We start from the raw sequence: 24,237 nt of genomic DNA, 5'->3' as shown, positions 1-24,237 counted from the left end.
CCTTTTCTCACATTCTTATTCATTATAGTACAAAGCACTGAAGAATTGGGTAGAAAGAAATTGTAAATTGTCTGTATAAACGAAAAAAAGGACGGAAGCTAAAGGGGGTGCTTCCGTCCTGCCTAAGGGGATGTAACAACTTCACAAAAAGGAGTCCTCTTTGTCAAGCATGATAAAACCGTTCAGTCTTTATTTTAGAAAACAAAGATTAAGCAGGAATAAACGTCGTGTAAAAAGTTTGTAAAGACTTAACCCGATTGTTCTTCTTCCTGTTTGCGGGGAAACGTCAGGCTAAAGCAGGTTCCTTCTCCAGGCTCGCTTGTCACATGGATGCTGCCGTGATGGGCCTCCACGAGATGTTTAACGATCGCCAGCCCTAAACCGGTCCCTCCGGAATTCCGGCTTCTCGCGCGGTCAACCCGGTAGAACCGTTCAAAAATGCGCGGAATTTCTTTTTCACTGATGCCGACGCCTGTATCCTGCACAAGCAATTCAACCTCATTCTCCTTCCCCTGAAGGAAAAGATCAATTTTCCCACCATCCGGGGTGTACGTGATTGCATTGTTTACGAGGTTGATGACAATCTGCTTCATCCGCTCCGGGTCACCTTCTATTCGGCTTTCCCCGTTTGCATGAAGCGAAAGAGAGATACCCTTCTCCTCTGCTTTTTCCTTTAAAATGACGATAACATCCTCAATCACACGCTCGACATTCGTCGGCTGCCAATTCAATTCAAAGTACTGCTGTTCAATCCGCGAAAGCTCAAGAAGATCATGAATTAACCCTTGCAGACGTTCGCTTTCCTTATAAATAATATTTAAAAATTTCTCCCGCAATGGAGCAGTCTCCATCGCCCCGTCAAGCAATGTTTCGCTAAAGCCTTTGATCGACGTAACCGGCGTTTTCAATTCATGGGAGACATTCGCGACGAAATCCTTTCTTACTTGCTCAAGCTTTTTCAACTCTGTAATATCATGGAGGACTAGAGCGATTCCTGTCAGGCGATCATTTCGGCTCATAATCGGCGCGGCATAAATATCGAAATGCCTGATTTCCTGTTGAACGACAAAATGGATTTGCTTTCTCTGCCTTTTCTCCGTAATAAAGATCGCCTGCACGATCTTGTTCAGCTCTTTATGCTTAATAACATCATGATAAAGCTGATTGATCCATAAATCAGTATTCTCGTGAAAAATATCACGACAGGTCCGGTTCATCAAGGTGATATCTCCGCGGACATTGATCAAAATCAGTCCGCTTCCCATATTCTCAATTAATGTCTCCAGCCGTTCTTGCTGTGTTTGATAGCGGGTCGTCATTTGCTCCAAATTATGGGCAAGCACATTAATGGAGCGGGTCAGCTGACCAACCTCGTCTTTTCTGCCTTCCGATGTCCGCGCTTTATAGTTCCCTTCAGCCAGCTCATTAGCCACGGCGGTAGCACTTTCAATCGGTGAAATCATTTGGTTGGCGACACGGTAAGTGACGGCAACAATGATAATAAAAGCAACGGAAAAACTGATCGCCAGGATGCCCCAAATCGTCTGATTCATCTCGGCGAGTGTCGTTGTCGGAAGGCCAAGGCGAACAAATCCGATTTCCTCATTCGCCTCGCCGACGATTGGAACCGCATAGTAGAGCAGCTCTTCTTTCACCGTTTCGCTAAAGCGAATGCTTTGACCTTCCTGCCCTTCCAACACCGCCTGAATTTCAGGCCTTAAATCATGTCTGCCCATTAAAGCTGGGTCTGTCTCCGATTCGCCGACGACTGTGCCATCGGCCAAAATAATCGTCACCCTGGCCTGCAGCTCTTCCGAAAAGTCAATCGCCAGCTGCTGAACCTCGTCTGAAGCAAGGTCCTCCTTCGCCAGCATATACGCTGTTAAATCAGCTTCCTTTTTCAGACGTTCGGTTAAGCTGTTTAAATAAAAATCTTCATAGAGCTGACCGATAATAAAGCTCAAAGTCGCCATGACGATCAGTGTAATACTGACGACAGCAAGAACAAGCCTGAACCTAAGCCTTAGCATGGAGCTGTGGTTCCTCTAATTTATAACCAAGTCCACGGATCGTCTTAATGTAAATCGGCTTTTTTGTATTCGGTTCAATCTTTTCACGCAAATGGCTAATATGAACGTCGACAATCCGTGTGTCACCGACAAATTCATAATCCCAGACAGCGTTCAACAATTGATCGCGCGTCAGGACCCTGCCCTTATGGTTGGCAAGATAAAGCAGCAACTCAAATTCCTTTGGCGTCAGCTCTAATACCTTGTTTTGATAATGCACTTCATAGTTATCCGGGAAAATTTCGACCTCGCCACATGTCAGGACCGTGACAGCCTCTTTCTCCGTTTCTTCCTTTTGTGAAATAGTCGACTGCTGCTCGACTCTGCGCAAAATAGCACGAACTCGTGCGACAACCTCACGCGGGCTGAACGGCTTTGTCATATAGTCATCAGCCCCCAGCTCGAGGCCCAGTACTTTGTCGAATTCATCATCCTTTGCCGTCAGCATCAAAATCGGCGTCAAAATCTTTTGTTGTCGAAGCTGCTTGCATACTTCAATCCCGTCCAGCCCAGGCAGCATAAGATCAAGAACGATCAGATCAAACGGCTCCGAACTGGCGAGCTTCAATGCCGAAGCGCCATCCATCGCTGTTATGACATCATATCCTGACTGCTCTAAATTGAATTGTAATAACGTAACGATTGATTCTTCATCATCCACTACCAATAAACGCTGTGACATCATTCCATCCTCCAAACTTAAACTTCCCCCAAAGTTCAAGCTAATATTGTAACGGTTTTTCCCTCTTCTCCTTTTTTAATAGTATATCAAAAAAGAGACTGCTTTTCCTTGTTAGGACAGCTTTTTTCGAAGAAAGCGCTTCCTTACCTTTTTGGTGAATGTAAAAGAAGAGAGGCGGCCTAAAAAGCGAACGCTTTTCGGACAACCTCTCTTCATGCAAGTGGCAGGGGCACGGCCTCTTCTGCACCCGCCATCAGTACAAACAAATTCTGTTTATCTGTTTACTCCTTCGGTAATGCTTCCATCACATTACGAATCGATTGAATTGATTTGGCAAGAGCCACTTTTTCATCCTCGGTTAATTCAAGCTCAATTACCTTTTCAATTCCATCCCCGCCGAGAATCGTCGGCACACCGGCATAAATATCTTCGTAGCCATACTCGCCTTCAAGGTAAGCAATTGTCGGAATGACACGCTTTTTATCCTTAATGATCGCTTCAACCATTTGTGTCAGGGAAGCGGCAGGCGCGTAGTAGGCACTACCGTTTCCGAGCAAGCCGACGATTTCGCCGCCGCCTTTGCGTGTCCGCTCGACGATTGCATCAAGACGGTCCTGCGGAATCAGCTTCTCCAGTGGAATGCCACCGGCATAGGAATAGCGGATAAGCGGAACCATATCATCGCCATGCCCGCCAAGGACAAAGCCGCTAATATCTTCTACCGACAAGTTAAGCTCCTGGGCGACAAATGTCCGGAAACGGGCGGTATCAAGTACCCCGGATTGACCGATGACACGGTTTTTCGGGAAGCCGGACTCTTTGTAAACCGTATATGTCATCGCATCAGCCGGATTCGTTAAGACGATGATATAACAATTCGGCGAGTACTTCACAACTTCTCTCGTTACGGCCTTCATAATTCCCGCATTTGTATTGACCAGATCATCGCGGCTCATTCCCGGCTTACGAGCAATCCCCGCCGTAATAACAACGACATCTGAGTCCTTCGTATCTTCATAATTTGAAGTTCCGACAATCGCTGAATCGATTCCTTGAACAGGAGTCGATTCAAGCATATCCAATGCCTTTCCTTTTGTCGGACCTTCCATTTGTGGAATATCTAATAACACGACGTCTCCAAGCTCTTTTTGGGCAACCATCAGAGCTGTTGTAGCTCCAGTAAATCCACCGCCAATGACTGAAATCTTGCGACGCTTTATTGCCATCTGCATCCACTCCAATTTTTATTTAATAATCTAACCTCTTATCCGTTTCCTGATTAAAGGTTCTTAATTAATTCATCTGCAAAACCAGAGCATGATACTTCTGTTGCGCCATCCATCAGACGAGCGAAGTCATATGTGACGACCTTGCTGGCAATCGTTTTATCCATTGACGCCATAATCAGATCAGCCGCTTCTGTCCAGCCAAGGTGACGAAGCATTAGCTCACCTGAAAGAAGAACAGATGAAGGATTTACTTTATCAAGTCCGGCATACTTTGGCGCAGTACCGTGAGTCGCTTCAAAAATAGCGTGTCCTGTTGCATAGTTGATGTTCGCGCCCGGTGCAATCCCGATTCCGCCAACTTGTGCAGCAAGCGCATCAGAAATGTAGTCCCCATTCAAGTTCATCGTCGCAACAACGTCGAACTCTTTTGGACGAGTAAGAATCTGCTGTAAGAAAATGTCGGCGATTGAATCCTTAACGATAATCTTTCCAGCTGCTTCGGCATCCGCCTGTGCTTTATTTGCTGCGTCTTTTCCTTCTGCTTCGGCAATCTTGTCATATTGAGCCCATGTGAAGACTTTATCGCCAAACTCGCGCTCAGCTACTTCATATCCCCAGTTTTTGAAAGCTCCTTCAGTGAACTTCATGATGTTCCCTTTATGAACAAGTGTCACGCTCTTGCGGCCTTCATCAATTGCATACTGAATTGCTGCACGAACCAGTCGGTCTGTTCCTTGCTCAGAAACTGGCTTAATTCCGATACCAGATGTTTCAGGGAAGCGGATTTTCGTTACGCCCATTTCGTTTTGAAGGAAATCGATTAGCTTTTTCACTTCATCTGAGCCTTCTTTGTACTCAATACCAGCGTAAATATCTTCAGAGTTTTCACGGAAAATGACCATGTCCGTATCTTCAGGACGCTTTACCGGTGAAGGTACACCTTTGAAATAACGAACCGGGCGAAGACATACATAAAGGTCAAGCTCTTGACGAAGAGCAACGTTTAATGAACGGATTCCGCCGCCGATCGGAGTTGTTAACGGACCTTTGATTGCGATCATATATTTACGAACCGCTTCAAGCGTTTCTTCAGGTAACCATTCACCTGTTTGATTATATGCCTTTTCACCGGCAAGAATTTCTTTCCATTCGATTTTCTTTTCGCCATTGTATGCTTTCTCTACTGCTGCATCCATGACTCTGGAAGCTGCCGCCCAAATATCAGGACCGATTCCATCTCCCTCGATAAACGGTACAATCGGGTTATTTGGTACATCAAGAACACCATTATTCACTTTGATTACTTCTGCCATATTGAATGACCTCCTTCATATATTGTAAAACAGCAAGGAATGAAAAAATACTATGTACAAGGAGAGAATTGCTCCTCCTGATGTACGCGATTAACGTTGTTCGACCGGCACGTATGAGCGCTTATCGTGACCAACATATTCAGCGCGCGGACGAATTAGTCTGTTGTTGCTATACTGCTCCAAAATGTGGGCAAGCCAGCCGGATGTACGGCTCACGGCGAAAATCGGAGTGAAAAGATCATGCGCAAACCCCAAGGAATGATAGACGCTCGCAGAATAAAAATCCACGTTAGGCAACAGCCCTTTTTCCTCGGTGATCATCTTATCAATTTTGACGGACATTTCATACCATTTTGGTTCGCCGGTAATTTCAGTTAAACGTTTGGACATTTCACGCAGATGCTTCGCACGCGGATCGCCGTTTTTATAAACGCGGTGACCAAAGCCCATAATCTTTTCTTTATTATCCAATGCTTTACGGATATAAGGCTCAACATTTTCAATCGTGTCGATCTCCGTCAGCATCTTCATCACACCTTCATTGGCTCCCCCGTGAAGCGGGCCTTTTAAAGCACCGATCGCCGCTGTCATCCCGGAATAAACATCAGATAAGGTTGCCACGCAGACACGCGCTGTAAATGTGGAAGCATTCAACTCATGATCCGCATGTAAAACAAGTGCTTTATTCAAGGCATTCACAGCAATTTCATCAGGCTCTTCGCCAGTTAACATATATAAGAAGTTAGCGGCGAAGCTTAGGTCGTTACGCGGAGACACCGGCTCAAGACCGTCCCGTAAACGCGAGAAAGCTGCCACGATCGTCGGGATCTGAGCTTGAATTTTAACCGCTTTGAGGCGATTTGCTTCCTCTTCCATCACATCAGCTTGTTCATCAAATAATGCCAGACTTGAAACAGCCGTACGCAATGCAGCCATTGGATGGACTTTGTCTAACGGAAGTGCTTTCATCTGCTCGATGATCTCATTTGGAATTTCTGCATGGTCAGCCAGCTGCTGTGTAAACTGAGTAAGCTCAACCTTTTTTGGTAAGTCGCCATTCCAAAGGAGGTAAATTACCTCTTCAAAACTCGCATTATCTGCTAAATCATCAATGTCGTACCCTTGATAGGTCAGGACACTATCAATTATCGAACTAACACTTGAAGTCGTTGCTACAATACCCTCTAGACCACGAGTTGTACTCACATTAACCTCTCCTTTTCTCTAATGTTCTTCCTTTTCCCCGAACTAGTAAATGCTTACATTTACAACCAGTAAACATAAGCGCTGCTATGTAGGAAGATGTTGACACAGTCCATTATACCGATTTATTACGCTTTTGTGAACGTTTTACGTTAAACTAATTCTCGACAATCCGATCACTTTGCCCGCTTTACCTGGATGAAGCCCCTTTTCTTCGCATTAGCCGCCGAGCTTTGAAAAAAATTCAACCGCTCTCATAGCCAAATATGCAATGCCGGCACCAATTAATGGCCCGACCGCAACTCCATTGAATAATGTCACAGCGAGAATCGTTCCAAAAACGAGAGCCGTCGTAATATGCGGATCTGTCCGCAATAAATCAATTCCACTGGCTGCGATTAACGCAACAAGGATTCCGGCTCCAAGCGCAATCCAGGCATAAGAGGAACGCACCGCTTCCCCAAGCTGCTTAAACCCGATCTCACCGGTAACAATCGGCGTTAAAACGGCAATCGTAATGACCGTGACGCCAATATTAATTCCCTTTTGCTGAATAAAAGGAAAGACTTTATCTCCTAAACCTACCCATTTCAAAAGCAACAGGCAAACAACAGCAACAATTAAAGACTGGTTTTTCGCCATGATGGCGATCGCCAACAAAATAAGCATAAAAATCGACGCCTGTGAGAACAAAAAACAATCAACCTTCTTCCTAAAACAAATCTGCCTCATCCCGCATAGGCCGTTCCAACATCCATAGCAATGCTTGTTTATCATACCATAATCCTACATGATTCGCCATCAGCGCCCAGCTTCTGTTACCTTCGATTGCTCATAATAATAAAGTTTCCATTTTTGATGAGACGATGAAATATTTTCAGCAGCAGTGCTTTCGCAACCGTTCTCGTTTGCGGAATAAGCAAAAAGAAACCGATCGCATCCGTAATAAATCCCGGAGTGAGCAACATGAGCCCGCCGATAAGAATACAGATCCCGTCAAGCATGACCCCGCTTGGCACTTGCCCTTGCTGCGCCTGCATTTGAGCGAGCCTGATCGCCTGTAGTCCTTCCCTCTTCGCCAGCCATGCCCCTAGTATTCCAGTTGCGATAATCAGAAGAATCGTCGGCCAGACACCAATCGTTCGTCCTGATAGGAGCAACACCGCGATTTCAAGCGCGGGCACAACAATAATAAACAACAACAGGAACCGAAACATCTGAGCTTCCTCCTTCCGCCAACCTCATTTCCTGTTAAGGAAAAAAGTTTGTCTCAACAGACATTCGGCTTACTTGAGACAAACTTTCTAATTCTGCTTAAAGCACGCTCGTATGGCCACGATAAATATCGCCGCGCGCACTGTCTACTGTAATTTCCTCCCCATCTTCAAACAGCTCCATTGCCCCTTCGACTCCGACAATGACAGGGGTACTCAAGTTAAGACCGACGACCGCCGCGTGAGAAGTCAGTCCACCTTCTTCGGTGATCACGGCCGCGGCCATTTCAAATGCCGGAATCATATCCTTATCCGTACTGTACGTAACAAGGATTGAGCCTTCTTTCATTTTCTCATTGGCCTCAAAAGCGTTTCTCGCCACCACTACTTTCCCTGATGCCGTCCGCCGGCCGATCCCCTGGCCTTTGGCAACGACCTCGCCAATAACATGGACCTTCATAATATTTGTTGTTCCCGTTTCCCCGACCGGTACCCCCGCCGTGATGACGACCAAATCACCTTGTGCCACCATCCCTGACGATACTGCGGATTCCACAGTCGATTCCAGCATTTCATCGGTGGAAGCTGCTTCTTTGCCAAGAACAGGATAGACGCCCCAGACGAGGTTAAGTCGGCGGATGACACGCTCGTTGCTTGTGACAGCAACGATTGGTGATTTCGGCCGGTATTTTGAAACCATCCTTGCCGTATAACCGCTCTCCGTCGCCGATAAAATAGCCGCCGCTGACAAATTAGACGCAGTATGCGCTACTGATTGACCAATCGCGCTCGTAATCGTGATATGCGCTTCCTTCGTTTTCTTCCGCAGCATCGCTTCATAATTTAACGCTTCCTCAGTCCGTCTGGCGATGTTGTTCATCGTCTGTACGGATTCAACCGGGTAATCACCGGCTGCTGTTTCCCCTGAAAGCATGATCGCGTCAGTTCCATCAAAGATCGCGTTGGCAACATCACTTGCTTCCGCTCTTGTCGGGCGCGGGTTGCGCTGCATCGAGTCAAGCATCTGTGTTGCGGTAATAACCGGCTTTGCGGCGTAGTTGCATTTTTTGATTAGCTGCTTTTGCACAAGAGGAACCTCTTCAGCTGGAATTTCAACACCGAGGTCTCCACGGGCGACCATCAATCCATCCGACACTTCCAAAATCTCGTTGATGTTGTCGACACCTTCCTGGTTTTCAATCTTCGGGATAATATGAATATCCGTCCCATTGTGGCGTTCAAGAAGCTCGCGGATCTCCAGAACATCAGTGGCGCGCCGGACGAAGGAAGCCGCGATAAAATCGACGCCCTGCTCAATGCCGAATTTAATATCAGCAGCGTCTTTTTCGGTAATCCCCGGCAGGTTCACACTGACATTCGGCACATTGACACCCTTTTTGTTTTTCAATGTTCCACTGTTTAAGATCTTTGTCACAATTTCCTCGTCACGGATTTCCACGACCTCCAAGCCGATCAGTCCGTCATCGAGAAGAATTTTCGAACCTGGATGAACATCGTCGATTAACCCCGGATACGTGATCGAAATCTTCTCCGCATTTCCAACTACCTCTGTCATGGAAATGATTAATGTTTCACCCGCCTTCAGTTCGGCTACTCCCCCCTCCAATGTTTGCGTCCGGATTTCCGGTCCCTTCGTATCAAGCAGGATCGCTACTTTTTGCCCGGTGCGCTTCTCTGCTTCACGAATATTTTCAATCCGCGCCCCGTGCTCCGCAAAATCACCGTGTGAAAAATTCAGCCTGGCGACATTCATACCAGCTTCAATAAGGGCAACAAGCTTATCGATCGATTCACTCGCCGGTCCAATCGTACATACAATCTTCGTTTTTCGCATATTAGCCTCCTAAAATAGTCATTGTTTAAATCGATAACTCCTGTGAGAGCTTGTACATCTCCTGGTCAATTGTATGCGGACGGGATAAAGCTTCGTTTATATCATGGTAGACTAGTTCATTACGCTGAATTCCGACAGTTACACCAGCTTTCCCATCAAGCAGCAGGTCAACCGCTTTAGCCCCGAGCCGGCTTGCCAGTACACGGTCAAATCCGGTTGGTGAGCCGCCGCGCTGGATATGGCCGAGCACAGTAACACGCGTCTCCATCTTCGTTGCTTCCTGAATGCTGCGGCCGAACTCAAATCCGCTTCCGACTCCTTCCGCTACAACAATAATACTATGCTTCTTCCCCCGGTCTTGTCCACGTTTTAATCGGGAAATAATCGCGTCAAAGTCATAGTCTGCTTCCGGAATCACGATTGTTTCCGCCCCATCAGCAAGCCCCGACCAAAGCGCCAAATCACCGGCATGCCGTCCCATGACTTCGATCACATATGTACGTTCATGCGAAGTTGCCGTATCGCGGATTTTATCTATCGCATCAATGACGGTGTTTAACGCCGTGTCAAACCCGATTGTGAAATCCGTCCCCGGAATATCGTTGTCAATCGTTCCTGGGACACCGATCGTTGGAAATCCGTGCTCGGTTAATTTTTGCGCCCCGCGGTATGAACCGTCTCCGCCGATCACGACAAGCCCTTCAATCCCAAACTTCTCCAGCTGGGCGATCGCCTTTTTTTGTCCTTCTTCTGTTTTAAACTCTTCACAGCGTGCTGTATATAAAATCGTGCCGCCGCGATGGATGATATCGCCTACAGAGCCGAGCTCCATCTTCTTAATATCACCCTCGATTAAACCGGCATATCCGTAAGAGACGCCATATACTTCCACCTCATGATAAATCGCTTTCCGCACGACAGCCCGAATGGCAGCGTTCATTCCTGGAGAATCGCCCCCGCTTGTCAGAACTCCGATACGTTTCATTCTATGTACCCCCTCGACTTGTTTTGGCAAAGTGTTTGTTCTTCTTTCCCCTTACCCTGCTTTTTGGACTTGTAATAGTATCTTGCTCTCAATTAAAAAAAATACCATTTTCACCGCCGGAACACAATACAGATGATTTAGCCGGCGGTAAAAAGAAGCGGGGCTGTCAAATTGCTTCCCGACTATCGCAAATCCGCGCCACAGAAGGCCTCCAAAGCTTCACGGCGGTCAGGCACAGCACATAGAGGGTGTCCCAAAAGCCAGCACTTTTAGAACACCCTCTCCTTTATTCAACAGGCATGACATCGTTTACAAGCCCGTATTCTCCAATTTTTTTGTACTTTTCATAGCGATTTTCTATTAGTTCTTCTTCAGACAGCTTCGATAATGCTGTCAGAGAAGCCGTCAATACGTCGTCTATCGCTTCTGCCTGTCGCTTGACGTCTTTATGGGCACCGCCCTTAACTTCATGGATAATTTCATCAATAATCCCTAATTCTTTTAAATCCGGCGCTGTAATTCTCATTGATTCTGCCGCCTTTTGCGCCAGCGAAGCATCCTTCCAAAGGAGAGCCGCTGCCCCTTCCGGCGAAATAACGGAATAGGTCGAATTCTCGAGCATATGAACATGATTGCCGACACCTAACGCCAGCGCTCCGCCACTGCCGCCTTCCCCAATCACGACGCAAATAACAGGCACCTTCAATCCGGCCATTTCAAGCAGGTTTCTGGCAATCGCTTCACTTTGACCACGCTCTTCAGCAGCCTTTCCAGGGTAGGCTCCTTTTGTATCGATAAAGCAAAAAATCGGCCGATTAAACTTCTCAGCCTGTTTCATTAAGCGCAGCGCTTTCCGGTACCCTTCAGGATGGGGCATTCCGAAGTTTCGGCGAATGTTTTCTTTTGTATCTTTTCCACGCTGATGACCAATCACCGTGACCGGTCTCCCGTGAAATTTCGCGATGCCGCCGACAATCGCCTCATCGTCGCCAAATAAGCGGTCGCCATGCAGCTCAAGAAAGTCGGTAAACAAATGCTCGATATAATCCAGTGTCGTCGGCCGCTCGCTGTGACGGGCCAGCTGAACTCGCTCCCAAGGCTGCAAATTGCCGTAAATCTCTTCCTCCAGCTTGTGCAACCGTCTTTCCAGCTTAACAATTTCATCTGTTAAATCGATATCTTTTTCTTCGGTGAAATGTCGAAGTTCACTGATTTTATTTTTCAATTCGAGAATAGGCTTCTCAAAACCTAGTTCACTCGCCATGCTTGAGCACCTCCTTTTTATAAAGCGTGATGGATATCCAGTATTTGTCGAAGGGTTTCTTTCATCTCCAGCCGGGGAACAACACGGTCAAGCTGGCCATGCTTCAGCAGGAACTCCGCGGTTTGGAAATCATCAGGCAGCTCTTGGCGAATCGTCTGTTCAATAATGCGTCGTCCGGCAAAACCAATCAATGCTTTCGGTTCAGCAAAATTATAATCACCGAGCGAAGCAAAGCTCGCTGAAACTCCACCCGTCGTCGGATGCGTCATAACGGAAATAAAAAGTCCACCCTCACGATGTAATTTCTGCAAGGCAGCGCTCGTCTTAGCCATTTGCATCAAACTAAGAACCCCTTCTTGCATCCTTGCTCCACCGGAAGCGGAAAACAGAATGAATGGCAGTTTCTTTTCAATTGCCCGCTCTACGGCCAATGTGATCTTTTCGCCGACAACAGACCCCATGCTTCCCATCCGGAAGCGGGCATCCATGACCGCTACCACAGCGCCGAAGCCGCCAATTTGCCCTTCGCCGGTCACAACTGCTTCATTGATCCCGGTTTTCTTGCGGTCAGCCTCAAGCTTTTCCTCATAGGAATCAAAACCCAATGGGTTAAGACTGGTCATCCCCTGATTAAATTCAACGAATGTTCCACTGTCAAATAGACTGTTCATCCGGTCATATGCAGCCATCCGGTGATGATGACCGCAGGAATCACATACATATAAATTCTTCTTCAATTCCTTCGTATACATAATCGTCCGGCAAGCGGGACACTTCGTCATTAAGCCTTCCGGCACTTCCTGCTTGGCACGCTCAGAAGGAATTGTCGCATACCGCTTTTTCTTCTTTAAAAAATCCTTAAGCATTCTTCCACCTCACTCGCTTAAGCTGTCTGAATCTATTATCTAAAAACGAAACAGCCTCAATCAAAAACGGCTATTTTGCAAATGACGTTTCATCGCCGCGATTGCTGCTTCGCTGTCTCTTTCTTTAAGTGCATGATAAATCTCTTCATGTTCGGCAATGGAAGCGCTCATTCTTCCCGCTCTTTTCAACGATTGTTCAATCGCGACCTTGTTGTACTCGACCAATGCCATCCAAAGATTAAGCAGAAGCTGATTCTGGCAGGAGGTGACGATCGTTTTATGAAATAAATAATCCTCTTCTACCGGCAGGTCACCATGGGACCACTCTTCTTTCGCTTCGCAGATCAGCCTATTCAAACGTTCGATTGCTTCGTCGTCGATGCGTTCACATGCCAATCGCAGTGCTTCCACTTCGACAATTCTTCTCGTTTCGCTCAAATCCTGCCTGGCACTTTCACTTTTCAATAAAAAAGATAAAATAATGTCAATTAATTGAAAGCTGCCAGCCGGCTTAATAAAGGTACCTTCCCCGCGCCGTGTTTCAATTAAATCGAGAAGCTCAAGCGCCCGTAATGCTTCTCTGACAGAGGAGCGACCAACGTCAAGTCGGTCGCTCAGTTCTCTTTCAGAAGGAAGCTTGTCTCCACTCGTTAACTGATCATGCTGGATAATTTGGTTAATTTTCTTGATGATTTCTACGTATATCTTCGGCTGTCCTGATGACATAGTGTCATCCCTCACCTTTTATTCGTTACCGATAATAGCCATTTTTCTCGTTCTTTCAGCTATTTCTTCAGGGTCCACTTTCTTTCTTGCTACGCCAGTTTCCATCGCTGTCTTCGCCACAGCCGCCGCGACAGCAGGAGCAACGCGCGGATCAAATGGAGCCGGAATGACGTAGTCAGGAGTAAGATCTGCCTCTGCAACAAGATCGGCAATCGCATATACGGCGGCAACCTTCATTTCTTCGTTAATATGAGTCGCACGTACATCAAGCGCCCCGCGGAAGATTCCCGGGAAAGCAAGGACATTGTTAACCTGGTTAGGGAAATCAGAGCGTCCTGTACCAATGACCTTCGCGCCAGCTGCCTTTGCTTCCTCGGGCATAATTTCAGGCACCGGGTTCGCCATCGCGAAAATGATCGGATCAGCATTCATGCTCTCAACCATCTCTTTTGATAATGCGCCGGCAACGGAAACACCGATAAAGACGTCAGCGCCTTTAATCACGTCAGCCAGACTTCCCTCTAAACGCTCAGGGTTGGTGAACTTCGCCACTTCGTCCTTCATCTGGTTCATGCCATAAGAACGACCTTCGAAAATCGCCCCTCTTGAATCGCACATAATGACATCGCGAATTCCCATGCGCTGCATTAATTTAATAATCGCGATACCGGCCGAACCTGCGCCGTTCGCCACCACTTTAATCTCTGACATTTTCTTTCCTGTCAGCTTTAAGGCATTGATTAATCCGGCCAGCGTGACAATCGCCGTACCATGCTGGTCATCATGGAAGATCGGAATATTGGTTTCCTTCTTCAGACGCTCTTCAATCTCAAAGCAATCTGGAGCGGCAATATCCTCAAGATTGACTCCGCCGAAAGTCGGCTCCAGCAATTTCACCGTTTCAACGATTTTATCAATATCTGTTGTGCGCAAGCAAATTGGAAAGGAGTCAACGCCGGCAAACGACTTAAATAAGACAGCCTTTCCTTCCATTACTGGTAAAGAAGCTTCCGGACCGATGTTCCCCAGTCCAAGCACAGCAGTACCATTACTGACAACGGCCACCATATTTCCTTTCATCGTATATTCATATACGCTTTCAATATCTTCAAAGATTTCCTTACAAGGTTCAGCCACACCCGGTGAATAAGCTAAGCTTAAGTCCTGAGCATTTCGAACAGGAACCTTCGACGTTGTCTCCAGTTTTCCTTGATTTTCGCGGTGGATATGTAAGGCTTCTTCTCTAGTTGTTGCCACAACAGACACACTCCTTCTTTTATGAATAAATTTTATTTTCTTAATCGAATCCTGTTTTTGACTAATGGTCTGACCACTTAAAAACAACCTTTATTATATAGAAAGTTCAGTCATAAGCCAAGAGATATTCCTGATTTCCCTTATTTATTATACGACTGCAGCACGACATTTTCCTTCCCCAGCAGCTTGAATAATTCATGCAAACAATCATCGGTCGGATGGACGTAACAGTCTTGCGGCAGAATCTTTTTTTCTTTTGTTTCAGCATCATAAAGCACCACCGGGACCGTTCCCGGATATGCATAAAGCTGTGTTTTCACCTGTTCGATTTTCGAAGCGGTCTCCGGCAAAATCCGTAAAAACAAGAGCTTGCGCGGCTCGACGGTCAGCTGCTGCAAACGGATCGCCTTTTCAATGATGAGCTGCTGCCGTTTCAGATCGGCCCTGCCTTCCACAAACAGAAGCTCACCTTCTTTGAAAAGCTCGGCCGCCGCCTTCCATGCCGATGGAAAAACGACCAATTCCGCTTCTCCCGTCTCATCACTAAGCTTGGCGAAAGCCATCTGCTCATTGTTTTTCGTTTTGATTTCTTTGACCTGGACGACCAGACCCGCCGCCCTGATCACGCCTTTGGCCGACAACGCCCCATTCAATGTCCGGCGTCCCGTTCCTTCCAGCTTATCCTGATAAATTTCCACAGGGTGGGAGGAAAGGTAAAACCCGAGCGCCTCCCGTTCCATATCGAGCTTTTCCTGCACGGTGAGCGGTGGGGCGGACTCATACTCCGGCGGCGGCACTTCGACGGTAAACAGACCGTCTGTTTCTTCCTGAAAGCTTTTGACGGTAGCGGCAAAGTCAAACGCCGCTTGAAGGGAATGGAGCAGCGTCGCCCGATCCTCGGCAAACTCATCCAGCGCACCTGCCTTGATCAACTGTTCGATTGCCTTTTTCGTAACGAGCTTCGTGTCAACGCGGACGACAAAGTCAAACAGATCTGAAAATGGCTTCCGCTCCCGCTCCGTTAAAATTGCCTGTACGGCCTTGACTCCTACGTGGGCAACCGGCAAAAGCCCAAAACGGATCGCTGATTGCTCCAGTGTAAAGAGGTGACCGCTTTTTGCCAGCGATGGCGGCAGGATTGTATAGCCGGTGCGCCGGCATTCCTGGAGATGATGAGCCAGCTTTTCATGATGGTGCCAGACGCTGGAGAGCAGCGCGGTGTAAAACGCCAGCGGATAATGGGCTTTCAAGTAAGCGAGCTGATAGCTGAGTATGCTGTACGCGACGGCATGACTCCGATTAAAGCCATAGTCGGCAAAGCGTTCAATTAAAGCAAAAACCTGCTCCGCCAGCTCCAGCTCGTATCCTTGGCGTACCGCCCCCTGCTGAAAGGCTTCTTTCTGCCGCGCCAGTTCGACTTTGTTCTTCTTGCTGATCGCCCTTCTTAACAAATCAGCTTCCGCCAGGGAAAAGCCGGCGAGCACCGAAGCGATTTGCATAATTTGCTCCTGGTAAATGATAACGCCATATGTTTTGGCCAAAACCGGTTCCAAATCCGGATGAAGATAGTGAACCCGCTCCGGCTGGCGTTTGCCGCGAATATAATCCTCGATAAACTTCATCGGACCGGGTCGGTAAAGGGCGTTGACGGCGACGATATCTTCAAAATCGGTCGGCTTCAGGTCGATTAGCGTCCGGCGCATCCCCGGTGATTCAAGCTGAAAAATCCCCGTCGTATCGCCGGCACCGAGCAGCTGATAGGTCGATTCGTCATCGAGCGGGATTGCGGCCAGATCAATCGGCTGATGCTGCTCCCTGACAAGCTCAACGATCCGCTCCAGTAGCGTCAGGTTCCGCAGTCCGAGAAAATCAAACTTCAGCAGGCCGAGCTGTTCAACGACCTCCATCGCCGCCTGGGTCAGCGACACTCCGCCCTGACCGGCCTGCAGCGCGACAATTTCCGGCAACGGTTCGGCACTGATCACGACACCGGCGGCGTGCGTCGAGGAATGCTTCGGCAACCCTTCCAGCCGGGAGGCGAGCTTCCACAGCTTCTCCGCTTGAGCGGATTGTGTAATCAGCTGTTGAAGCTGCGTGCTGCCTTTCAGTGCTTTTTCCAGCGTGATCCCCGGTGAAGCTGGTACTTCTTTGGCGATTTGCTCGGTTACCGTTCCCAAATCAAGCACCTTGCCAACATCACGGATGACGGCTTTTGCCGCCAGCGTTCCAAAAGTCAGAATTTGCGCCACATGCCGGTCCCCGTACTTTTCCTTGACATAGGCGATAATCTCGTCGCGGCGGTGGTCGGGAAAGTCAAGGTCAATATCCGGTAAGGAAACACGCTCCGGATTCAGAAACCGTTCAAACAGAAGGTCATATTTCAGCGGATCGACGTGGGTAATATAAAGCGCATACGCCACAAGTGATCCGGCAGCCGAACCTCTTCCCGGTCCTGTATGAATCTGCCGCTGTCTCGCATAGCGTAAAATGTCCCAGACGATTAAAAAGTAATCACTGAAGCCCATTCTGATAATGGTCCCCAGTTCATGCTCCAGTCTGGCGCGCATCGGTTGCGTCACCTGTTGATAACGTTCCTTTACTCCCTGCTCGCATAATTGCCGCAGCTGCTTTTCCGCCGGCAGCGTGGTATCAGCTATAAATTTCGGCATACGATGTTCGCCGAGCGTCAGCTGAACCGTGCAGGCAGAAGCCAGCAGCTGAGTATTGTGAAGCGCCTCTGGCTCCTTTTGAAAACGGACGCTCATTTCAGCCGGGCTGTGTAAGTAGGCGTTCTGTTCGAGAGCGGTAAAAATGCTGTCTGCCAGCTTGCTCCCCTGCTGAATCGCCCGCGCCACCCGATACGCGTCAACGTCTTCCTTTTCTGTGAAAAAAACCGGAGGAGCGGCAAGCAGCCGCAAGCCGGAAAATTCGGCGAACGCCTTACGTGCCTCATAGTCCACTCCATCGTCTTCTTCAATCGCAAGAAACCAGTCGGAGTGCTCCGTTGCGCCTTTCCAGCGATTGATCCAATCAAGCGCTTTTGGATACCGTCCTTCTTGCAGCCAAGCATCGAGGGGGCCGGTCCGGTTCGGCAGCACGACAAGGACATCTCGCAAATAAGGAAGCATTTCCTCCTGCGTGAGAAAAGGCTCTTTTTCCTCTTTATGCCCAAGGATCGTCGCCAACTGCAGTAAATGGGCATAGCCCTGATTGTTCTTTGCATAAAGGCGGAGGAAAGCGGTCGTCTGCTGCTCCGGCTCAGCCTGGATGGTCAACTCAAGACCGATGATCGGCTTGATCTGATTGGCAAGGCAAGCCTGGTAAAAGGGGACCGCCCCGTACATCACATGACGATCACTTAAGGCCAGCGCCTGATAGCCAAGCTCTTTTGCCCTTTCGACGAAAGCGGGCAACCGATTTATAGCAGATAGTAAGCTGTATTCACTATAAACATAGCTTTGAACAACCATCCAATCGCCCCCTTCATAAATAAGTCCGTGTATCCTAGTATAGTATAAATGATCGGCTGCTGTCTCATTAGCTGGTTGTCCATTGCTTTTTGCAGCGCCCTGGACAACGAGAGTCATATTTCTGTCCTCATTCCGTATATATAGTAGTACGGATAAGCCTTTGTACGGAAGCACGACAGCGAAAGGAGGAGCGGAGTATGTTGAACCGGGAGCTGCTGGCTACCTTAATTATTGATTTCTTTGTCGCCTTCGGTGTTCTGATCGGCGGTGCGATTATCGGCGGGATCGGTGCCTTTCTCATAGGGAAACCTCCCCTGTCTGTCATGAATGATCTGGCCAGCAGCTTAAAAATCTGGGCAATTGTTGCGGCGATCGGTGGAACCTTTGATGCAATTACAACCATTGAACGGGGACTGTTTAACGGGGCGCATGATGATATCTTCAAAACGGGATTAATGATCTTCGCCGCCCTTTGCGGCGCTCATTCCGGTACGCTGCTACTGCAATGGATCGTAGGAGAATCTCTGTCATGAGGGTCCCTCCCTTCATCGAGCGGCCAAGCTGGCAGCGCTTTTTTGCCGGGGTGATCATCGGAATTCTTATCGGCTGGGCCTTTTTTATCTATCAGTACGGACAAGTGTATGAGGGCTTGATGCTGCGTATTTCCAAACAGGAGGCCCTGATCCATAAGCAGGAGGAGCGTATTGAGGGCCTCGTCAGTGAGCAGACGAAGCTGAATGAAGAAAATCAGAAGAAGCTGACGATCCAGCAGATTGAAATTGTTTACGTAAATGACCGGCGCCTGCGTCTTAACCAGCTGACATTGTTTGAATTAAGAGAGCAGGCCCTCAACGAGCTGCAGTTTATTGAGCGCAAAGATATTGAAACGGTAGCCACGATGAAAGATTCAATTATAAAAACATTGGAGAATAAAGTGTTTCATGTCGGAGAAGGCCGCTATCAGCTTGATGTCAAGGAAGTGTATTTGTTTACGACGCTGCGGCTTTATGTCGAAATCACGCTGCCAGGAACCTAACGACCCGGCAGCGTCACCAAAAGCTTTCTTTCTTGACTGGCTGCGGCTCCTTTGTCAGCCCTTTTTTCAGCTTGAAGCCTGTACAAGCTTCGCGACAATCTCCTCTGTTTCCTCCCAGGAATATGCTGTCGCTCCAGCGGCCATCGGGTGGCCTCCACCACCATGCTCGGCAGCAATCGAGTTAATCACCGGCCCCTTGGAACGCAATCTGACTCTGATCTGATCATCCTCCTCGACGAAGAAAACCCATGTCCGCAAACCTTCCACATCAGAAAAGCTATTTACAAGCTGAGACGATTCATTGGCTGTCACTTGAAACTGCTCCAACAGCTCCTTTGTCAGCCTCATCACGCCAACGCGCCCGGCGATAATCGAAAAATGCTGCAGCACATAGCCCTGCAGGCGAATCATTTTCAAATCCTTCTTATGAAAGTTGGAATAAAACGCGTTCTGGTCAAAGGCTTCAGCGACAAGCAGACTTGTTCGTCTCAACGTATCGGCGCTCGTGTTTGAAAAGCGGAACCGGCCCGTGTCCCCGACGATGCCCGCATAAAGCAGCTCAGCAGAGGCAGCATCCAGTTCCAGCCCGCGCTCCTTTCCCTGAACCGCCAATTCAACGATCATTTCACTGACAGAGCTAAAGCTCGTGTCCACCCAGATAAGATCACCATACGGCTCCTCATTCGGATGATGATCGATTTTGATTAGGTAAGCGCCGCTGTCAAAGCGTGTATCACTGATCCGCGCCGTATTAGCCGTATCACAAACGATTACGAGCGCCCCCTCATACTGCTCATCACTCACCGTATCCATCTTCCCTAAGAAATCCAGGGAAGGCTCTTCCTCACCAACGGCAAAAATGTTTTTTTCCGGGTAACGCTTTTTAAGTAGCGCGGCAAGACCGAGCTGTGAGCCCAGTGCGTCGGGATCCGGCCGTTCATGCCGATGAATAATAACCGTCTCATAGACGGCAATCTGATCTAAAATGTTGGCAATCAATTTGTTCAGCTCTCTTTCTGTTCATCTTTCCTTCACTGGTATTCTTTCTCGACAAACGGTACAATATCAGCATGACCTATGAAACAAGGAGGACTTTTTGTGGATAAAATCTTTACAATTATCATTGTCTTTTCCGCCGTCTTTTTTATTTATAATAAAATAAAAACATGGCGTACTCCGCCATCTTTATTAAATCGTCTCTATCAAACGAAGGCGACGCTTTCGCTCGGTTTTTTTCTCACTGCCTTCGGCGGCAACCTGCTGTTCATGCCACGCGGTACAATCGACATTGTCGTCGGCGCGGTTTTCACCCTGTTAGGAATCGCCAATATCGTTTTCGGCTACCGTGCTTACCGCCATTACATCCCTCAACTTGACGATTAACGCCGCGCACATGAAAGAGAGCGAACCTGCACTGGTTTCCTCATGCTAATCTTTCGTCTCTTTCACGCGCTGCGCCATTGCTTTATCCGGTCACTCCGTTTGGCCGCCTTTTCCCAGCTGATTAAGGCTCAATCAGCTGGGCCATCATCAAGGCCTTGCCGACAATTTCCCCGTTAAAATACAGCTCGACGTCAATCTTTCCGTGCTTGCGTCCGATTTCCAATATTTTCGGCCTGATCATGATCATACTCTCGATCTGGACAGGCTTAATAAAGTAAATCGTAATATTCTCGACTACAAGATCACCTTTTTTGTATTTCCGCAACACCCGGCTGCCGCTTTCGGTGACAAGCGTCGTCATGACGCCATAGGAAATCGTCCCAAGCTGATTCGTCATTTGCGGGGAAACCTCGCATTCGTACATATAGCCTTCCTCGACGGGCTTTTCCTCAATCCGGCTTGTGACGATATCTTCGATCGTTTCGCCGACATGCGGCTGCCGTTGCACCATTTGCAGCGCCTTCAGCACATCCTGCCTGCTAATAATGCCAAGCAGCCGGCGCTGTTCGTCAATAACAGGCAGCAGCTCGATTCCTTCCCATACCATGACGTGCGCTACAGCGGCGACAGTCGTATGCTCATTCACCGTAATCGGATTTCGGGTCATCACCTTTTCAATCGAAGTTTGCTTCGTTGCCCCAAGCACATCCTTCGCGGCGACCATGCCCTGGATCTTCATCTGCGCATCAATGACCGGATAGCGGCTGTGGCCTGTTTTTTCATTCAGTTCATGCCACTTTTCAACATTGTTCTGTGTCGTCATGTAATACGTATCCTGCAACGGGATCAAAATATCATCGACGAGAACAATCTCCTTTTTGATTAACTGGTCGTAGATCGCCCGGTTAATCATCGTCGCCACAGTGAACGTATCATAGCTCGTCGAGATAATCGGCAAATCCAGTTCATCGGCCAGCTGAATGACTTCTTCACTCGTGTCGAAGCCTCCGGTAATCAAAACAGCGGCCCCCGCTTCCAAAGCGAGCCGGTGACCCTGATAGCGGTTCCCAACAATGAGAAGGTTTCCAGCTTCCACATAGCGCATCATCGCATCAAGCTTCATCGCCCCGATCACAAAGCGGTTGAGCGTCTTATACAGACCCTGCCGCCCCCCGAGGACTTGTCCATCGACAATGTTTACGATTTCAGCAAAGGTCAGCTTTTCAATATTTTCCTTCTTTTTTTTCTCGATCCGAATCGTCCCAACACGCTCGATTGTGCTGACGAGCCCTTGATTTTCGGCTTCTTTAATCGCACGGTAGGCCGTGCCTTCACTCACGAGCAATGCTTTGGCAATCGAACGAACAGAAATTTTTTCTCCTACCTCAAGCTCGGTAATATACTCGATAATCTGCTCATGCTTTGTTTTTGTCGGCATACCGCCACCACACTTTCCTACTCTCACTGTATCTGTTATTTTTTCTCTCTGTATTACTGCCATTATACGTTGGAAAGAGTAGGGGAGCAAGGCTATCTTTCGCTATTCTCTTTGTCTCAGCTGTTTTTTTGCAGCAGAGGGAAATGATACAGATTCCTTTTTTGTTTCCTTTCTATATAACAGATGTAGACTATTTCCAATTAAGACAATAATCGCAAATACCACCCATGAATAGGCAAACGCCTGGGCAAGCGGTTCTCCTTGGAAAGGAAGAAACGAAAAACTGTAAAGTAACATGAAAGCAGACAGCAAGCAGCAAAGGAACGCCCGTTGACGCATACATACCACCCTTTCATTCTGACTCTTTTTCCATACTTTATGCTGCCACTAGAAAAAAAAGACCCCTGTCCAGGTCTCCGTTCGATTGATGCATGAAGAAAGGGGGGTGCCCAAAAGGCGGCAGTCCCCCCTGCTTTTTTCTCTTATGACGACCCGCTCTAAAGCTCGATTGATTCTCCCACTTCGAGAGCCAGCCCTTTTTTGCCTGGCAGCTGTTCTGCAAACTGCTTGCCGTCCTGTTTGATTAATGGGAACGTATTGTAATGAATCGGAACGACCCGCTTCGCCTGCAGCCATTCCGCAGCAACCGCGGCATCGTCCGGTCCCATCGTAAAGTTATCGCCAATCGGCAGGAAGGCGAGATCGATCGTATTGCGTTCGCCAATAACCTTCATGTCTCCAAATAACGCGGTGTCCCCGGCATGAAAAATCGTTTTTCCTTCCGTCGTCAACAAAATACCGGCCGGCATCCCCGTGTAAATAATCTTTTGCTCCTCTTCGATCGTAAACGCTGAACCGTGGAAAGCCTGTGTTAATTTGACCGTTCCAAAATCAAATTCGTGCGCTCCGCCAATGTGAAGCGGGTGAGTGTTAACCCCCTGCCAGCCTAAATATGCCGCAAGCTCGAACGGGGCAATCACGAGCGCATCATTCCGCTTCGCCAGCTCTACCGTATCGCCGACGTGATCATTATGACCGTGCGTCAATAAAATAACATCAACCTCCACTTCATCGGCTTTTAAATCCGTTGTCCCGTTTCCGGTGATAAAGGGATCGATGATAATTTTCTTACCCTTTGCTTCTACAAGAACAACTGAATGACCATGATAACTAACCTTCATTTGCATTCGCTCCTTTTATAAAGATAAGTGTACATACAAGTGGGAGAAGTCGCTGTGCGGTTTTCTTAAACACGTTCATTATGTAAGCAGACAGACGTCGCAACAGATAACAAGCCATTCATCTGTTCCTTATACCCCATTGTATATTACTTAACCATCTCCCTGCATGAATCCTGCTTGTTTATCAATCTTTTTTTTCGCCCGTCGAATTAAAGAAGGTTGCTTTTTTTACACCCGAAGTCTCTGACACATAATACGCTTCCAGGACAGCGCTTGGATCGACCGCCATGACAACTTCCTTCAGTTTTGGGTACACAAAGCGGTTCGTTATGCAATAAATGATTAGTCGTTCATCCCCTGTGTAGCCGCCCTGTCCATAAAGATAGGTAATCGAGACATCCAGCTCCTTCAGCAGCTTTTGCCCTACTTTATGCGGCGTATCGGAAATAATCATCACCGACTTTCCCTGGTTTAACCCATCAAGCACAAAATCGATCATTTTCGAAACAATATAAAAAACAGCAACACTGAACATTGCCTGTTCAAGTGTAAAAACAAACGCTGCGCCTGTCAGAATAAAAGCGTTGATCGCCAGCAAAAACGTGCTGACCGGGATATGGAAGCGCCGCTGCGCCCAAATCGCGATCATCTCTGTGCCATCTACCGCCCCGCCCGCCTTAACGACAAGGCCGACTCCAAGCCCCAAAAGCAGCCCTCCGTAAAGGACAATCAGTACCTCCGAAGACGTGATCGCCAGCATCGGACCGAGCCATGCGAGAGAAGCAGCTGTTATCACATTTGCGTATAAAGTCCGAATGACAAACGTTCTCCCCATAAAGCGACCTGAAAATAATAAGGACGGAATATTAAGGGCTAAAAACCCGACCCAGATCGGCCAATCAAACAATTCATTTGCCATAATCGCGATCGCTGTCACTCCACCGTCGACAAGACCATTCGGAGCCAAAATCAGCTCCAGCCCCGCTGCTACAAATATCGAACCAATCGTTAGAAGTAAATAATGAAAAAAAGTCCTCATTCCGCTTCTCCTCCACCCATAGTTAGC

At 48.0% G+C, this 24,237-nt stretch carries 21 protein-coding genes; 3 read left to right on the top strand and 18 right to left on the bottom strand.

All coding sequences use genetic code 11. The annotated features are described in order from the left end of the window. Positions 1-248: 248 nt before the first annotated feature. From pnpS to dnaE, 14 genes are all read right to left on the bottom strand, one after another. Positions 249-2,030 (bottom strand): two-component system histidine kinase PnpS, encoded by a 1,782-nt coding sequence (pnpS, locus tag M3212_RS02605; RefSeq protein ID WP_251192388.1) that lies wholly within the window; start codon positions 2,028-2,030, stop codon positions 249-251. Further along, positions 2,017-2,751, bottom strand: a complete 735-nt coding sequence (locus M3212_RS02600; protein WP_251192387.1) for a response regulator transcription factor — start codon at positions 2,749-2,751, stop codon at positions 2,017-2,019. The genes pnpS and M3212_RS02600 overlap by 14 nt, the downstream gene beginning before the upstream one ends. 281 nt (positions 2,752-3,032) lie before the next feature. Then, a complete protein-coding gene (gene mdh, locus M3212_RS02595) occupies positions 3,033-3,977 on the bottom strand; it encodes a malate dehydrogenase (RefSeq protein WP_251192386.1) in 945 nt (314 codons plus the stop codon). Between the two features lie 53 nt (positions 3,978-4,030). Next, positions 4,031-5,293, bottom strand: coding sequence for an NADP-dependent isocitrate dehydrogenase (gene icd, locus M3212_RS02590; RefSeq protein WP_251192385.1), 1,263 nt, complete (start codon positions 5,291-5,293; stop codon positions 4,031-4,033). Positions 5,294-5,383: 90 nt separating this feature from the next. Further along, positions 5,384-6,499, bottom strand: coding sequence for a citrate synthase (gene citZ / locus M3212_RS02585; protein WP_251192384.1), 1,116 nt, complete (start codon positions 6,497-6,499; stop codon positions 5,384-5,386). A 216-nt stretch (positions 6,500-6,715) separates the two neighbouring features. Then, entirely contained in the window at positions 6,716-7,189 is a 474-nt protein-coding gene (locus tag M3212_RS02580; protein WP_251192383.1) for a DUF441 domain-containing protein, read from the bottom strand. Positions 7,190-7,314: 125 nt separating this feature from the next. Continuing rightward, positions 7,315-7,713, bottom strand: a complete 399-nt coding sequence (locus M3212_RS02575) for an FxsA family protein (RefSeq protein WP_251192382.1) — start codon at positions 7,711-7,713, stop codon at positions 7,315-7,317. Positions 7,714-7,810: 97 nt separating this feature from the next. Then, positions 7,811-9,565 carry a pyruvate kinase gene (pyk, locus tag M3212_RS02570; RefSeq protein ID WP_251192381.1) on the bottom strand — a complete coding sequence of 585 codons (1,755 nt, stop codon included), beginning with the start codon at positions 9,563-9,565 and terminating at the stop codon, positions 7,811-7,813. A 25-nt stretch (positions 9,566-9,590) separates the two neighbouring features. Further along, positions 9,591-10,550, bottom strand: a complete 960-nt coding sequence (gene pfkA, locus M3212_RS02565) for a 6-phosphofructokinase (RefSeq protein ID WP_251192380.1) — start codon at positions 10,548-10,550, stop codon at positions 9,591-9,593. Positions 10,551-10,836: 286 nt separating this feature from the next. Continuing rightward, positions 10,837-11,814: an acetyl-CoA carboxylase carboxyl transferase subunit alpha gene (gene accA / locus M3212_RS02560; protein WP_251192379.1), complete on the bottom strand. Its 978-nt coding sequence runs from the start codon at positions 11,812-11,814 to the stop codon at positions 10,837-10,839. Positions 11,815-11,831: 17 nt separating this feature from the next. Continuing rightward, the gene (gene accD, locus M3212_RS02555) at positions 11,832-12,680 is read right to left on the bottom strand and encodes an acetyl-CoA carboxylase, carboxyltransferase subunit beta (RefSeq protein WP_251192378.1); all 849 of its coding nucleotides are present in this window, start codon (positions 12,678-12,680) and stop codon (positions 11,832-11,834) included. A 60-nt stretch (positions 12,681-12,740) separates the two neighbouring features. Then, positions 12,741-13,406: a FadR/GntR family transcriptional regulator gene (locus M3212_RS02550; RefSeq protein WP_251192377.1), complete on the bottom strand. Its 666-nt coding sequence runs from the start codon at positions 13,404-13,406 to the stop codon at positions 12,741-12,743. A gap of 18 nt (positions 13,407-13,424) precedes the next feature. Next, positions 13,425-14,663: an NAD(P)-dependent malic enzyme gene (locus tag M3212_RS02545; protein WP_251192376.1), complete on the bottom strand. Its 1,239-nt coding sequence runs from the start codon at positions 14,661-14,663 to the stop codon at positions 13,425-13,427. A gap of 140 nt (positions 14,664-14,803) precedes the next feature. Further along, entirely contained in the window at positions 14,804-18,250 is a 3,447-nt protein-coding gene (gene dnaE, locus M3212_RS02540) for a DNA polymerase III subunit alpha (RefSeq protein WP_251192375.1), read from the bottom strand. An 83-nt stretch (positions 18,251-18,333) separates the two neighbouring features. On the opposite strand from dnaE, the gene M3212_RS02535 reads away from it, so the two are divergent. Together M3212_RS02535 and ytrI are read left to right on the top strand one after the other, a co-directional pair. Beyond that, the gene (locus M3212_RS02535) at positions 18,334-18,666 is read left to right on the top strand and encodes a YtrH family sporulation protein (protein WP_285874006.1); all 333 of its coding nucleotides are present in this window, start codon (positions 18,334-18,336) and stop codon (positions 18,664-18,666) included. Further along, the gene (ytrI, locus tag M3212_RS02530; protein WP_251192373.1) at positions 18,663-19,169 is read left to right on the top strand and encodes a sporulation membrane protein YtrI; all 507 of its coding nucleotides are present in this window, start codon (positions 18,663-18,665) and stop codon (positions 19,167-19,169) included. Before M3212_RS02535 ends, ytrI begins: the two co-directional genes overlap by 4 nt. A 66-nt stretch (positions 19,170-19,235) precedes the next feature. Here ytrI and M3212_RS02525 read toward each other — a convergent pair whose 3' ends face one another. After that, entirely contained in the window at positions 19,236-20,168 is a 933-nt protein-coding gene (locus M3212_RS02525) for a DHH family phosphoesterase (protein WP_251192372.1), read from the bottom strand. A gap of 99 nt (positions 20,169-20,267) precedes the next feature. Between M3212_RS02525 and M3212_RS02520 the strand changes: the two genes are divergently transcribed. Then, positions 20,268-20,552 (top strand): YtpI family protein, encoded by a 285-nt coding sequence (locus M3212_RS02520; protein WP_251192371.1) that lies wholly within the window; start codon positions 20,268-20,270, stop codon positions 20,550-20,552. 121 nt (positions 20,553-20,673) lie between these two features. On the opposite strand, the gene M3212_RS02515 is transcribed toward M3212_RS02520, so the two are convergent. The 3 genes from M3212_RS02515 to M3212_RS02505 form a co-directional block, all read right to left on the bottom strand. Continuing rightward, positions 20,674-21,990, bottom strand: coding sequence for a CBS domain-containing protein (locus tag M3212_RS02515; protein WP_251192370.1), 1,317 nt, complete (start codon positions 21,988-21,990; stop codon positions 20,674-20,676). 497 nt (positions 21,991-22,487) lie between these two features. Continuing rightward, positions 22,488-23,171 carry a metal-dependent hydrolase gene (locus M3212_RS02510; protein WP_251192369.1) on the bottom strand — a complete coding sequence of 228 codons (684 nt, stop codon included), beginning with the start codon at positions 23,169-23,171 and terminating at the stop codon, positions 22,488-22,490. A gap of 184 nt (positions 23,172-23,355) precedes the next feature. Continuing rightward, on the bottom strand, positions 23,356-24,210 hold the full coding sequence (locus tag M3212_RS02505; protein ID WP_251192368.1) for a YitT family protein: 855 nt from the start codon (positions 24,208-24,210) through the stop codon (positions 23,356-23,358). Positions 24,211-24,237 lie beyond the last annotated feature (27 nt).

Origin of the sequence: Halalkalibacter oceani, assembly GCF_023715705.1 — a bacterium.
Taxonomy (GTDB): domain Bacteria; phylum Bacillota; class Bacilli; order Bacillales; family Bacillaceae_D; genus Halalkalibacter; species Halalkalibacter oceani_A.
The sequence above is the reverse complement of the archived record's forward strand: the minus strand, read 5'-3'. Positions and strand labels throughout refer to the sequence as shown.

What these genes read in the sequence shown, in the direction of transcription:
- pnpS (WP_251192388.1), bottom strand. Translation starts at nt 2,030, where the DNA reads ATGCTAAGGCTTAGGTTCAGGCTTGTTCTTGCTGTCGTCAGTATTACA.
- M3212_RS02600 (WP_251192387.1), bottom strand. Translation starts at nt 2,751, where the DNA reads ATGTCACAGCGTTTATTGGTAGTGGATGATGAAGAATCAATCGTTACG.
- mdh (WP_251192386.1), bottom strand. Translation starts at nt 3,977, where the DNA reads ATGGCAATAAAGCGTCGCAAGATTTCAGTCATTGGCGGTGGATTTACT.
- icd (WP_251192385.1), bottom strand. Translation starts at nt 5,293, where the DNA reads ATGGCAGAAGTAATCAAAGTGAATAATGGTGTTCTTGATGTACCAAAT.
- M3212_RS02575 (WP_251192382.1), bottom strand. Translation starts at nt 7,713, where the DNA reads ATGTTTCGGTTCCTGTTGTTGTTTATTATTGTTGTGCCCGCGCTTGAA.
- pyk (WP_251192381.1), bottom strand. Translation starts at nt 9,565, where the DNA reads ATGCGAAAAACGAAGATTGTATGTACGATTGGACCGGCGAGTGAATCG.
- pfkA (WP_251192380.1), bottom strand. Translation starts at nt 10,550, where the DNA reads ATGAAACGTATCGGAGTTCTGACAAGCGGGGGCGATTCTCCAGGAATG.
- accA (WP_251192379.1), bottom strand. Translation starts at nt 11,814, where the DNA reads ATGGCGAGTGAACTAGGTTTTGAGAAGCCTATTCTCGAATTGAAAAAT.
- accD (WP_251192378.1), bottom strand. Translation starts at nt 12,680, where the DNA reads ATGCTTAAGGATTTTTTAAAGAAGAAAAAGCGGTATGCGACAATTCCT.
- M3212_RS02550 (WP_251192377.1), bottom strand. Translation starts at nt 13,406, where the DNA reads ATGTCATCAGGACAGCCGAAGATATACGTAGAAATCATCAAGAAAATT.
- dnaE (WP_251192375.1), bottom strand. Translation starts at nt 18,250, where the DNA reads ATGACTCTCGTTGTCCAGGGCGCTGCAAAAAGCAATGGACAACCAGCT.
- ytrI (WP_251192373.1), top strand. Translation starts at nt 18,663, where the DNA reads ATGAGGGTCCCTCCCTTCATCGAGCGGCCAAGCTGGCAGCGCTTTTTT.
- M3212_RS02515 (WP_251192370.1), bottom strand. Translation starts at nt 21,990, where the DNA reads ATGCCGACAAAAACAAAGCATGAGCAGATTATCGAGTATATTACCGAG.
- M3212_RS02510 (WP_251192369.1), bottom strand. Translation starts at nt 23,171, where the DNA reads ATGAAGGTTAGTTATCATGGTCATTCAGTTGTTCTTGTAGAAGCAAAG.
- M3212_RS02505 (WP_251192368.1), bottom strand. Translation starts at nt 24,210, where the DNA reads ATGAGGACTTTTTTTCATTATTTACTTCTAACGATTGGTTCGATATTT.